We start from the raw sequence: 12,529 nt of genomic DNA, 5'->3' as shown, positions 1-12,529 counted from the left end.
TAGGTTAACAATATGGCAAGATTTGAATTAAAGCTTCCAAAAATGGGAGAAAGCGTTGCAGAAGCAACCATTACAAACTGGTTAAAAGAAGTTGGAGATAAAATTGAAGCTGACGAAGCGGTACTTGAAATTGCTACTGATAAAGTAGACAGCGAAGTGCCAAGTGAAGTTTCGGGTATCTTGATTGAGCAATTGTTTGGTAAAGATGATCTGGTTCAAGTAGGTCAGACTATCGCAATAATTGAAACCGAAGGTGGAGAGCTTGTGCCAATTGTTAAAGAAGCTGTAGCTGCTGAGGTTGTTGCTGAAGTAACAAAAACGGTGGATGCCGCCAAAGAAAGTGTTGCGGCTCCAGTAGATTTCTCTGATTCTGAAAAATTCTTATCGCCTTTGGTGAAAAATATTGCCAAAGAAGAAGGGGTTTCTGTTGCAGAATTAGCAGCGATTTCCGGAACAGGAAAAGAAGGAAGAGTAACTAAAAATGATATTTTAGAGTACGTAAAAAATAGAGCAAGTCAACCTGTAGCCCCGATAGCTATCGGGACAGCTTCGGTTGCAGCAGTTCAAAAACCAGTTGCAGCTCCAGTTGCTCAAAAAGCGGCTCCGGTATCTGTAAGCGGTGGTGATGAAATTATAGAAATGGACAGAATGCGCAAACTAATTGCGGGTTACATGGTCGCTTCGGTACAAACTTCGGCTCACGTACAATCGTTTATCGAAGTGGATGTGACGAATATTGTAAAATGGAGAGAGAAAAATAAAAATGCTTTCGAAAAGAGAGAAGGAGAAAAATTGACGTATACGCCAATTTTCATGGAAGCAGTTGCAAAAGCATTGAAAGATTTCCCTGGAATGAATATTTCTGTTGATGGAGATTATATCATCAAAAAGAAAAATATCAACCTTGGAATGGCTGCTTCGTTACCAAACGGAAATTTAATTGTTCCTGTTATTAAAAATGCAGATCAGCTGAATTTGGTGGGAATGGCAAAAGCGGTCAACGATTTAGGAGGTCGTGCAAAAGCTGGAAAGCTAAAACCGGACGACACACAAGGCGGAACTTATACGGTTACGAATGTGGGGACTTTTGGAAGTGTGTTTGGTACGCCAATTATCAATCAGCCGCAAGTGGGAATTTTAGCCCTTGGAGCAATCCGTAAAATGCCGGCAGTGATTGAAACTCCTGAAGGAGATTTTATTGGAATTCGTCAAAAAATGTTCTTGTCGCACAGCTATGACCATAGAGTGGTAGATGGAGCATTAGGAGGAAGTTTTGTAAAAAGAGTCGCTGAATATTTAGAAGCTTTTGATGTAAACAGAGATGTTTAAACTTATATAATTACAATTTAAACCCGACCGATTTTTAAAAATCAGTCGGGTTTTTATTTTATTACACGGTTTTAATTACACAAAAAGAGAAGGATTCTTGAAGAAATTATTTGGGGATAATTCGTCAAATTCGTGTTTAACCTATATATTTGTATCCACACAAAATTTAAAAATGGAACTCAAACTCAATAAACCAATTTGCTTTTTCGATCTTGAAACCACAGGAATTGACATCGGAAAAGATAGAATTGTAGAAATCTCGATATTTAAAGTTTTCCCAAACGGAAACAAAGAAAGCAAAACATGGCTGGTTAATCCAACGATTCCAATCCCGCCACAGACAACAGCGGTTCATGGAATTACCGATGAAAAAGTGGCGAATGAGCCTACTTTCAATGAACTGGCGACGCAAGTTTACAATATGATTAAAGACAGTGACTTGGCTGGATTTAATTCGGATCGATTTGATATTCCGTTATTAGCAGAAGAAATGCTACGTGCCGGAGTAGATTTTGACATGAAAAACAGAGTTTCGGTTGATGTACAAACGGTTTTTCATAAAATGGAAGAACGTACCTTGAGCGCGGCACATAAGTTTTATTGCGGGAAAACGCTTGAAAATGCACATTCTGCAGAAGCGGACACCATGGCGACTTATGAAATATTAAAAGCGCAACTGGATCGTTATCCGGAACTGGAAAACGATATGAAATCATTATCGGAGTTTACGACAAGAAAGAAAATCGCTGATTTTGCAGGAATGATTGCCTTTGATAAGGATGATGAGGAAATTTTTGCTTTTGGAAAACACAAAGGAGTGAAAGTGGGTAAAATTCTGGAAACAGAGCCCGGTTATTTCAGTTGGATTCAAAATGCGGATTTTCCATTGTATACCAAGAAAGTTTTAACGGCAATCAAACTTAGAAAACTAAATACAAAATAGTAATCAGTAATCAGTGTTCAGTTTACAGTCTGAACACTAAAAACTGAACACTGAACACTTAAAAAGTATGAAGATCATCTGCATCGGTAGAAATTACATCAATCATATAGCGGAATTGCGTAACGAAAGACCTACGGAACCTGTGGTTTTTATGAAGCCGGATTCGGCCGTTTTGTTGAAGCAGCATCCATTTGTAATCCCGGAATTTTCGGAAGATATTCACCACGAAATTGAAATTATTGTCAAAATAAATAAAGTGGGGAAATACATCGAACCTAAGTTTGCCCATAAATATTATGACGAAATCAGTGTCGGAATTGACTTCACGGCGCGCGATTTACAGGATAAATTAAAAGCAAAAGGGTTGCCTTGGGAAAAAGCAAAAGCATTTGACGGTTCGGCAGTTATAGGAGAATTTTTACCAAAAAATCAATTTAGTTCATTAGAAAATATTACTTTTGAATTAACCAACAACAATAAAACGGTACAAATCGGCAATTCCAGTCATATGTTGTGGAAAATTGATGAGCTTATTTCGTACGTTTCTCAGTTTTTCACGTTAAAAATTGGCGATATTATTTTTACAGGAACTCCGGAAGGAGTCGCTGCAGTAAAGCCGGATGATGTTTTGGAAGGATTTTTAGAGGGACAACAACTATTTAGAATACAGGTAAAATAATGGCTATAAATTACAACCTTTCAAAAGTGTACGCACTTTCAGACAACGATCCAGAATTTGTGAATGAAATTTTGACTTTGTTTGTTACTGAAGTTCCAGACGATTTACTTCAAATTAAAGAAGGAATAAAAAAGAAAGACCACAAGCATGCTTATGCTTATGCGCACAAGATAAAACCTACGCTTGATTTAATGGGCTTAAACATGGCTTTTGAAGAGATTCTTCAAATCGAAGCCTGGACCAAAGCCGAAGGTAAAAAGAAAGACATCAAAGAAACTTTTAAGAGCGTAAAAAACCAAGTTAACGACGCTATCAAAGAAATCAAAAAAGATTTCGATTTGTAATATTGGGGTGTGACCCGCTGAAAAAGCGGGTCGGGCTTCCCGATAGCTATCGGGACGTTGTAAACGAAGTTCACTGAACTCCATAAAAGTAACTATTAGGTGAAGTAATCTCCCGAAAAAAGGGAGGATTTTTACTTTTATTCCTCACGCAAAAAAAAACGGAATGTACTATTTTACACATTCCTCTTTTTAGATTGCAATCTCATAAAAAAAACATCACAAAAAAAATGAAAGCAACCATAGTTACCATTGGTGACGAAATTTTAATAGGCCAAATTGTCGATACGAATTCTGGTTTTATAGCCAAATCATTAGATAAAATTGGTGTTGAAATCAACGAAATGATTTCGATTAGTGACGATAAAAAACACATTCTAGAGACGTTTGCGGCACTTCAAAACAAAGTCGATTTGGTTATTATCACTGGAGGTTTAGGACCTACAAAAGATGATATTACCAAGAAAACATTTTGTGATTATTTTGAAGATGAATTGGTTGCTGATCAAAAAGTGCTGACTCATGTTACGCAACTTATAGAAGGTTTTTATAAACGAACCATTACGCAAATCAATAAAGATCAGGCGCTGGTTCCGTCAAAATGTACGGTGCTTCACAATCAGGTGGGTACTGCGCCAGGAATGTGGATGAAAAAGGAAAACACCGTTTTTATTTCGCTTCCCGGAGTTCCTTATGAAATGAAGTATTTAGTGGAGCATGAAATTATACCAAAAGTTGTTAGAGAATATAAACGTCCTTATATTATCCATAAAACAATTCTCACGTACGGACAAGGCGAAAGTATGGTGGCGGAACGAATAGAGGATTGGGAAAATAATCTTCCGGAATTTATTAAGTTGGCTTACTTGCCTGCGCCGGGAAGAGTTCGTTTGCGTCTTTCGGCTCGTGGGACAGATAAAGAAAAATTAGAAGCTGCTCTTGCCGAAAATGTAAACTCGCTGGATGCCATAATTCATGATATTATCGTTGGTTTTGATGATGATGAAACCTTAGAGGTCGTAGTAGGAAAAATGCTGACAAAGCAAAATAAAACGATTTCCACTGCCGAGAGTTGTACCGGAGGGAATATTGCAGCAGTATTGACATCGGTTTCGGGTTCTTCGAAATATTTCAAAGGAAGTGTTGTTTCATACGCAACAGCCGTTAAAATCGATATTTTGAATATTTCGGAAAGCCTCATAAAAGAAAATTCTGTGGTGAGTAGAGAAGTAGTTTCGGCCATGGCTTTGAACATAAAAAAGATGATGAAAACGGATTATGCAATCGCGACAACCGGGAACGCAGGACCATCAAAAGGAGACTCAAATGCGGAAGTTGGAACTGTTTTTATCGCATTGGCAACACCAAGCGAAGTAATTGTTGAAGAATTTAATTTTGGCCAACCCCGTGAAAAAGTGATAGATAGAGCTGTAATTAAAAGTTTAGAACTATTACAGAAAGAAATTTTAAAAAATGTGTAGTAAATTTGTTGCTTAATAGGTTTATTTTTCTTTTCTTTGCACCCTGATTTTGAATAACGATAAAAGATAAGTATAATGTCAAGAGTTTGTGACCTTACAGGTAAAAGAGCGATGGTAGGAAATAACGTTTCTCACGCTATGAACAAAACTAAGAGAAAATTTTCTGTAAACTTAGTTAAAAAGCGTTTTTATCTTCCAGAAGAAGATAGATGGATTACTCTAAGAGTAGCTGCATCTACGATAAAAACAATTAATAAAAATGGAATCGCTGCAGTTTTGAAAAAAGCGCAGTCAGAAGGATTTATTAAATAATCCATTCCAAAATAAAAAAATAGCAAGATGGCAAAGAAAGGTAATAGAATCCAGGTAATTTTAGAATGTACTGAGCACAAGACTTCAGGTGTTGCAGGAACTTCAAGATACATAACAACAAAGAACAAAAAAAATACACCAGACAGATTAGAGATTAAAAAATTTAATCCAATCTTGAAACGTGTAACTGTTCACAAAGAAATTAAATAATAATTAGAGATTTTAATAAAAATCTCAAATGGTCACATTTGGAGATTTTATTTAAATTTAAATAACATTTGAATCATGGCAAAGAAAACCGTAGCATCGTTACAAACATCTTCTAAGAGATTATCAAAAGCCATCAAAATGGTGAAATCTCCCAAAACAGGTGCATATACATTCGTAGAATCTATTATGGCTCCTGAAGCTGTTGATGAATTCTTGAAAAAGAAATAATTAACAATCACATTATATAGAAAAGCTACTTTCATTCGGAAGTAGCTTTTTTATTTTTTATATTTGTCTAAAATTTTATAGAAGCACAGTAAATTGTCCTCTTTAATTTTTCAGACTTCAGATTGTTTGAAAATCTAAGAAGTCTAACAATCTAATAATCTAAAAAGAAATGAGTTTTTTTAAAAGAATATTTTCATCAGAGAAAAAAGAAACATTAGACAAGAGTCTTGAAAAATCAAAAACAAATTTCTTTTCGAAGCTAACCAAAGCTGTTGCCGGAAAGTCAAAAGTTGATGAGGAAGTTTTAGATAATTTAGAGGAAATCCTTGTTGCCTCAGATGTTGGTGTGAATACTACATTAAAAATAATTACCAGAATCGAAAATCGTGTTGCTTCAGATAAATATCTTGGTATAGAAGAACTTAATCAAATTCTTAGAGAAGAAATTGCTGCTTTATTATCAGAGACAAATACTGGAGAAGCCACAGAATTTGTAATCCCGATAGCTATCGGGGCAGTTCAGACCAAGCCTTATGTTTTAATGGTAGTTGGTGTTAATGGTGTCGGGAAAACGACTACCATTGGTAAATTAGCCTATCAGTTTAAAAAAGCAGGTTATAATGTGGTTCTTGGTGCAGCCGATACTTTTCGTGCCGCTGCCATTGACCAATTACAAATATGGGCGGATAGAGTAGGCGTTCCTATTGTTCGTCAAGATATGGGAAGTGATCCGGCTTCGGTAGCTTTTGATACGTTGCAATCAGCTGTGGCACAAAATGCCGATATTGTCATTATTGATACTGCAGGTCGTTTGCATAATAAAATTAATTTAATGAACGAATTGACCAAAGTAAAACGAGTGATGCAAAAAGTGGTTGGTGATGCACCACACGATGTGTTATTAGTTTTGGATGGATCAACCGGTCAGAATGCTTTTGAACAAGCGAAACAATTTACAGCAGCTACAGAGGTTACTTGTTTAGCCGTTACGAAACTGGACGGAACTGCAAAAGGCGGTGTAGTAATTGGTATCTCAGATCAATTTCAAATTCCAGTAAAATATATTGGTGTAGGAGAAGGAATTGAGGATCTTCAGGTTTTTAATAAGTATGAGTTTGTAGATAGTTTTTTTAAATAATAATTAGAATGGATTTTTCTTCTTTAAAAAACACACCTCCGATGTATCTCTATTTAGTGAGCATCATTTCTTTTATATTGGCAAATCTTATTCGAGATAAAAGTCTTGGTTTTTATTATTTTTTGTTGATAATAGGATTGGTTTTCTTTGTTTTAGGTTTTATGAGACGTTTGAAAACCAAGTAGGCTTATTGGTACAAAGCACTAATTTTTTGCCACAAAGTTTCATCAAAATCGGATAAAGCAAAAGTTGGATTATCAGGATTTGCAACATCTCCCATTCTGATAACGACCATTTTCTTACTTGGAATAACATAGATTTTTTGATCGTTTTTCCCCAGTGCCATATACATATCTGTTGGAGCTGTTGGTATCAAACTGCCATTGAACTGAAGTTGGCTTTGTGGCAAATGATAACTTGATTTTCCATTCAGCCACCATAAATAGCCATATCCCAGATTTATAGTTTGTGAAGTGTTTGTGGCTTCATTAAGATAATTCTCATTCAAAATGGTATTGCTTTCCCATTTTCCTTTGTTGTAAATTAACAAGCCAAAGCGTGCCATGGAGCGGGTTGTACTTCCATAAACGGAATTATTACCAAGTTGAAACCATGCGCCATCCATCCCTATTTTATCTTTCAATTTGGTATTGAAATAGATATTCCAAGTTTGACCGCTGGCTTGAGCAATAACATCCTGTAATTTTACATATACATTATGATACGCCCAACGTGTTCCTGCATCGGCTTTATATTTTAGGTTTGCTGGATCAACATCATCCGTACTATCATCTAATCCGGAAGTCATATTGAGTAAATGCTTGTTTGTAATCAAGTTTTCTTTTGCTAAAGGCAAGCTGGTCCAACCGGCCCCTATGTATTGTGAAACTTTATTGTTGATGTCAATTCGGTTTTCTTGTTGAGCAATTCCTGTTACAGTTGCTGTCAGTGTTTTTCCGGCGCTAGCCCAATACCAATTACTTGTTGCGGAATGACCGTTGAAATAATTTTCCATTACGATTCTTCCGTTAACAAGAATGATAAAAGATTTTGAATTTTTGAGTTCCAAATAATCTAATAGCGGTTGAACGGCAGTTTGTTTCCAACCTAAACTCGCAATAGATTTTGTTTCCCAAGTTGTACCGGTTAGAGGTGGGAAATAGAGTGTTTCTGCAGGTGTTGGAGTAGGAGTTGGTTCAACAGTATCGGAACTGCAGCTACTACAAAAGAATACGATGAGGAGACTGTAGATTATTTTTGACATCTTGCTACTGATTTATTTCTAATTCCTTTAAGACCAAAAATATAGAAAATAGTTTAATGTGTTTCTACTATTTTTGTTTTCTTTGAATTTAATAAGAGTAACTTTGTATTTAGAATAAACATGATTTAACCCGAATTTCCTAGCCCTGATGGAAGCGGCATCCTTTTTCTTGAATTCTGACGAAGGATGAATTTCAAGAAAAAGATATAGCGGACAGCAGGAAACAGCTCCTGAAAATAATAATTATATGAAAAACACATTTAGCATTCTTTTTATAGCATTCCTTTTTGTGGGATGTCAGCAAAAGATTAAGCCTGCAGATATTTCTAAAATAAACGGATATTGGGAAATTGAAAAAGTTGTTTTTGATGCCGGGAAAGACAAGGATTATGGCATGAATGAAAGTTATGATTTTTTTAAAATAGATAATAATAAAGGGATTCGGAAGAAAGTGATGCCACAATTGGACGGGACTTTTTTGGTGAATGATGTTTATGAAAACGTAACGGTGCGATTTGCCGATGACAAAGTATTTTTGGATTATTCGACACCTTACATGAAATGGAGTGAGGAGTTAATTGCTTTATCGGAGGAAGAATTAGTGCTGTTGAACAAGGAAAAAATAGAATATCATTACAAGAAAGCAACACCAATAAATTTACTGGGCGATGGCAAAACGACTAAATAATCAAAGTACGATAGGAGATGTTTTGAAACAAATTATCCAAGTGAATAAACTCCAACCCGGAATGGATCAAATTGACGTTAAAGATGCGTGGAAAAATCTTATGGGAAATGGAGTGAATAGTTACACTAAAAATGTGGTTTTGAAAGGGAGCACTTTATATGTAGAGTTAACTTCGGCAGTTTTGCGCGAGGAATTAAGCCACGGTAAATCTAAAATTGTGGCTATGATTAACGAGGAATTGAGACGTGATGTAGTGAAGGACGTAGTTTTACGATAGACTTCTTAGATTCTTAGATAATTAGACATTTTAGATTTAGAATGTTGTCATGCAAAAAATAGCTTAAAAAAACAAAACCCGCTTCGTTGAAGCGGGTTTTGTTTTTTTAAGAATTTAAGAATCTAAGTAGTCTAGATTAAAACTGCTCTCTTCCAGCAAAATGGAAAGCACCTTCGATAGCTGCATTTTCATCGCTATCAGAACCGTGAACTGCATTTTCTCCGATAGAAGTTGCGTATGCTTTACGGATAGTTCCTTCAGCAGCTTCAGCAGGGTTTGTAGCACCAATTAAAGTTCTGAAATCTTCAACAGCATTATCTTTTTCTAAAATAGCGGCAACAATTGGTCCTCTTGACATGAATTCAACTAATTCACCGTAGAAAGGTCTTGCAGCGTGAACTTCATAAAATGCTTGAGCATCAGCAACAGTTAATTGCGTTAATTTCAAAGAAACAATTTTGAAACCTGCAGTAGTAATCATTGCAAGTATGTTTCCGATGTGTCCGTTAGCAACAGCATCAGGCTTAATCATTGTAAAAGTTCTATTTGTAGCCATTTTGTTTGTGTTTTTTAAATTTTGTGCAAAAATAGACTTTTTTTATGAATGTATTTTAATAAATAAATAATTAAAAGATGATTATTTGATATTAGTGATGTTGTTTTTAAATCTTATACTTTGAAAATCAATTTGTTCTTGTAGAAATACCATAATAGGATTGTCCAAAAGCCAACATAAATCAATGCGAAAGCTAAAGAAGCTGTCATTGGATTATTAAAAAATGGGAGTACTCCAAAAGAATAGAGATAATCTAAAAGATTAATTTGTTCTGTTGGTGTTTTTGGATTCTGAAATTGGATCATCGAAAAGATTCTTGGAATTATTCCCGAAAAGAAAAATACAATCATAGGATTTACTCCCCAAATTAAAAACAGCTTAGTCCATTTTGTATGGTTTTTAATATCAATTAAATAATATAACAATGCCAAACATAATGTTGCTAAACCAGCGGTATATAGTACATAAGAGCTAGTCCAAATAGATTTATTTATTGGAAATACGATGCTCCAGATTAATCCAATAACTACAAGAATGAGCCCAATTCCTCCCATTTTTTTAGCAATTTCAAGCTTGCCGGTTTGAAGGTTTAGCAAATTTCCGATACCCATTCCAATGATTCCTGATGCAATTGCGGGTATTGTGCTTAAAACGCCTTCAGGATCCCAGGTTTTTGTTTGTGCCCACATATGGTTTTCTAATAGTACGCTATCAATCCACGCCGCAAAATTAGTTCCCTTTTCAAAGTTTGGCGCACCAACTCCGGGAACTGGAATCAGAGACATTAATCCCCAATAAAGCAATAATATGGATAAAGCGACCAGAAGTTGTGTTTTTTGATTTGTTTTTAAATATAAGAGTGAAACAAAGAAATAAACAATTCCAATACGTTGTAAAACTCCCGGAATTCTAACGCCTTGATAGGCTTCGATTCCGCTAAAAGCTAAAATCAGTAAAATGCCAAAAACAGAAAATGCCAAATAGGTCTTTGTTTTTGAATTGAAGTTGCCCATAAGCGCATAAGCTACTGCAAAAGTTATTGCCAATCTACTGAGTAATAGTGGAATTCCTTGGAGTCCGAAGAGTTCTATTTTTCCAAAATAATTCAGGAATAATCCTAAACAGAATATTCGTAAGGAACGAACAATTATTTTATTAAAAACTCCAGCATCAAAAATTTTGTTAGGCATTGCAAATGGAATTGCAGTTCCTAAAATGAAAATAAAGAAAGGAAAAACTAAATCTGTAGGCGTACAGCCATGCCATTCTGCGTGTTCTAAAGGTGGGTAAATTGATGCCCAACTGCCTGGATTATTTACAATGGTCATCAATATGATGGTAAATCCTCTAAATACATCCAGTGAAATTAAGCGTTCTTTGGTCATTGTTTCTTGGTTTATTTGGTTTTGACAGTTAATTTTTGTCTGGTTTAAGGAAGTGTTATTATGTTGAAATTATTCTCCAGTGGTTTAAGATGGTTCATTAAGATAGGAATCAAATTTTCTCCGTATTCCAAATAAAATTCCGAAAAATTAGCCTGGCGCTCCTGTAAACTTTGGTTGGGGAATAATTCATTTTGCAAGTCGGTAATGCGTTGCAATTGTTCCGTATGTTTGCGTTTTTGGGCTTTTAATAACCTTCTTTCCAGATTTTCCAATCCTTTTATTTGTTTCGCTTCCTGCGCTTTTACAGCTCCGGTAAAGGATTTGTCGGTTTGATGAACTAATGAGTGTAAATAATGAAATTGATTTTTTAAATGTTCTTTTTGGATGGTTAAATCAATAGGGAATTCTGAGAATACTTTTACTTTCTCATCGATTAAATCGACTTGTTTGCTAAACAAAGCTGCCCAAGACAAATCTAATTTGTCTGCTTTTTTTGCTTGTTTTTCGGTTGCTAAAAGGACTGAGTTTCTAAGTAAAAGCATTGGAAAAGGTACGTTTACGAATTCAAAAAAAGATTTTAGTTCTAACCAATACGCGATTTCTCCACCTCCGCCGATGTAGCATAAATTAGGCAGAATCACTTCTTGATACAACGGACGCATAATCACGTTTGGACTGAATTTTTCAGGATGGTTTTCTAAAAGTGATAAAATTTCCATTTCTGAAAACTTGATTTTAGTGTGATTTACTTTGTAGGTATCGTTTTCAAAGAGGATGCGTTCTCGTAAATCATCTTCGATGTAAAACAAATTGATTTCACGGGGATTCACTTGAACCGTATAATCTTTTAATTTATCAGCGGTTTCAAGCACCAATTTATGGGATGACTGTTGCAGTAATTCTTCTTTTATAAAAGGAATGAAGTTGCGTTTTAAATCGGGATTATCCGCGTCCAAAATGACTAAACCATACGCTCCAAAAAGGGCATTGGCCAAAAATCTCGTGGCATCGGCTAAATTATCGTGATTGAGATAGGAATCCTCAAACAGTTTTTTTAGTGTATTTGCATTCGTACTGGAACCTAATTCCAGCGCATATACTTCAAGGAAATCAGCTAAACCTTCAGTAGACAATCGTCCAACGGGACCAGTGCTTTCTTTGTTCCAACGGAATTTTTTGCCTTTAAAATTAAAATAATTGATTTCTTCAAAATCATGGTCTTCGGTCGCCATCCAGTAAATGGGAACAAAACTATAAGCAGGATATTTCGCTTTTAATTCATTGGTTAAATTAATAGTCGAAATAATTTTGTACAAAAAATACAATGGTCCGCTGAATAAATTCAGTTGATGACCAGTGGTAACGGTAAATGTATTGGTGTTGGCTAAAGCGGCAATATTTTGTTTGGTCAAAGTTGAAGCTTCCAAATTTGAATATTGTTTTTCTAATGTGGAAACTAATATCTGTCTTTTGAAATTGCCATTGCTATTGTCATTGAATTTTTTTTGCTTTTCAATGATTTGTGCTTCAAAGTTTTCTAGAATTGGAAACTGATGGTATAAAGACTGTAGATTTGGCTTTTGATCTAAATAATCATTCATTAATGAAGAGAAATATCCTGAATTCTGATAGCTGATACAGTCGGTTGGCATAGTTTTGAGTTTCTAAATTTGTCGCTAAAGTAAGAAAAAGTAAAGT

15 protein-coding genes are annotated in these 12,529 nt (G+C 35.2%); 11 read left to right on the top strand and 4 right to left on the bottom strand.

The genetic code is table 11. From position 1 onward, the window contains the following. Positions 1-12: 12 nt before the first annotated feature. From ACNQGX_RS04770 to ftsY, 9 genes are all read left to right on the top strand, one after another. Positions 13-1,329 (top strand): dihydrolipoamide acetyltransferase family protein, encoded by a 1,317-nt coding sequence (locus ACNQGX_RS04770; RefSeq protein WP_417974500.1) that lies wholly within the window; start codon positions 13-15, stop codon positions 1,327-1,329. Positions 1,330-1,501: 172 nt separating this feature from the next. Further along, positions 1,502-2,272, top strand: coding sequence for an exonuclease domain-containing protein (locus ACNQGX_RS04765; protein WP_417974498.1), 771 nt, complete (start codon positions 1,502-1,504; stop codon positions 2,270-2,272). A gap of 67 nt (positions 2,273-2,339) precedes the next feature. Continuing rightward, positions 2,340-2,951, top strand: a complete 612-nt coding sequence (locus ACNQGX_RS04760; protein WP_417974496.1) for a fumarylacetoacetate hydrolase family protein — start codon at positions 2,340-2,342, stop codon at positions 2,949-2,951. Beyond that, positions 2,951-3,295 (top strand): Hpt domain-containing protein, encoded by a 345-nt coding sequence (locus tag ACNQGX_RS04755; protein WP_282727962.1) that lies wholly within the window; start codon positions 2,951-2,953, stop codon positions 3,293-3,295. The genes ACNQGX_RS04760 and ACNQGX_RS04755 overlap by 1 nt, the downstream gene beginning before the upstream one ends. 227 nt (positions 3,296-3,522) lie before the next feature. Next, positions 3,523-4,773 carry a competence/damage-inducible protein A gene (locus ACNQGX_RS04750; protein WP_417974493.1) on the top strand — a complete coding sequence of 417 codons (1,251 nt, stop codon included), beginning with the start codon at positions 3,523-3,525 and terminating at the stop codon, positions 4,771-4,773. A 75-nt stretch (positions 4,774-4,848) separates the two neighbouring features. Next, on the top strand, positions 4,849-5,085 hold the full coding sequence (gene rpmB, locus ACNQGX_RS04745) for a 50S ribosomal protein L28 (protein WP_024980263.1): 237 nt from the start codon (positions 4,849-4,851) through the stop codon (positions 5,083-5,085). Between the two features lie 27 nt (positions 5,086-5,112). Continuing rightward, positions 5,113-5,295: a 50S ribosomal protein L33 gene (gene rpmG / locus ACNQGX_RS04740; protein ID WP_017495179.1), complete on the top strand. Its 183-nt coding sequence runs from the start codon at positions 5,113-5,115 to the stop codon at positions 5,293-5,295. A 75-nt stretch (positions 5,296-5,370) separates the two neighbouring features. Next, the gene (locus ACNQGX_RS04735; RefSeq protein WP_073370281.1) at positions 5,371-5,523 is read left to right on the top strand and encodes a DUF4295 domain-containing protein; all 153 of its coding nucleotides are present in this window, start codon (positions 5,371-5,373) and stop codon (positions 5,521-5,523) included. Positions 5,524-5,692: 169 nt separating this feature from the next. Next, a complete protein-coding gene (gene ftsY, locus ACNQGX_RS04730) occupies positions 5,693-6,661 on the top strand; it encodes a signal recognition particle-docking protein FtsY (protein WP_417974491.1) in 969 nt (322 codons plus the stop codon). A gap of 187 nt (positions 6,662-6,848) precedes the next feature. Here the strand turns inward: ftsY and ACNQGX_RS04725 are convergent, their stop codons facing one another. After that, complete coding sequence (locus tag ACNQGX_RS04725; protein WP_417974489.1) at positions 6,849-7,925, bottom strand: serine hydrolase domain-containing protein; 1,077 nt, start codon at positions 7,923-7,925, stop codon at positions 6,849-6,851. 247 nt (positions 7,926-8,172) lie between these two features. Between ACNQGX_RS04725 and ACNQGX_RS04720 the strand changes: the two genes are divergently transcribed. Both ACNQGX_RS04720 and ACNQGX_RS04715 read left to right on the top strand, forming a co-directional pair. Next, positions 8,173-8,613, top strand: a complete 441-nt coding sequence (locus ACNQGX_RS04720; protein WP_417974487.1) for a lipocalin family protein — start codon at positions 8,173-8,175, stop codon at positions 8,611-8,613. Continuing rightward, positions 8,594-8,890 carry a DciA family protein gene (locus ACNQGX_RS04715; protein ID WP_417974485.1) on the top strand — a complete coding sequence of 99 codons (297 nt, stop codon included), beginning with the start codon at positions 8,594-8,596 and terminating at the stop codon, positions 8,888-8,890. Before ACNQGX_RS04720 ends, ACNQGX_RS04715 begins: the two co-directional genes overlap by 20 nt. 136 nt (positions 8,891-9,026) lie before the next feature. On the opposite strand, the gene ACNQGX_RS04710 is transcribed toward ACNQGX_RS04715, so the two are convergent. From ACNQGX_RS04710 to bshC, 3 genes are all read right to left on the bottom strand, one after another. After that, positions 9,027-9,446 carry a nucleoside-diphosphate kinase gene (locus ACNQGX_RS04710; RefSeq protein ID WP_039109514.1) on the bottom strand — a complete coding sequence of 140 codons (420 nt, stop codon included), beginning with the start codon at positions 9,444-9,446 and terminating at the stop codon, positions 9,027-9,029. A gap of 113 nt (positions 9,447-9,559) precedes the next feature. Further along, positions 9,560-10,831: an acyltransferase family protein gene (locus ACNQGX_RS04705; RefSeq protein ID WP_417974483.1), complete on the bottom strand. Its 1,272-nt coding sequence runs from the start codon at positions 10,829-10,831 to the stop codon at positions 9,560-9,562. A gap of 44 nt (positions 10,832-10,875) precedes the next feature. Continuing rightward, entirely contained in the window at positions 10,876-12,483 is a 1,608-nt protein-coding gene (gene bshC, locus ACNQGX_RS04700) for a bacillithiol biosynthesis cysteine-adding enzyme BshC (protein ID WP_417974481.1), read from the bottom strand. Positions 12,484-12,529 lie beyond the last annotated feature (46 nt).

This window comes from Flavobacterium glycogeni, from assembly GCF_048286775.1.
Taxonomy (GTDB): domain Bacteria; phylum Bacteroidota; class Bacteroidia; order Flavobacteriales; family Flavobacteriaceae; genus Flavobacterium.
Note: the sequence above shows the minus strand (reverse complement) of the source record. Positions and strands in the feature narration are given on the sequence as shown.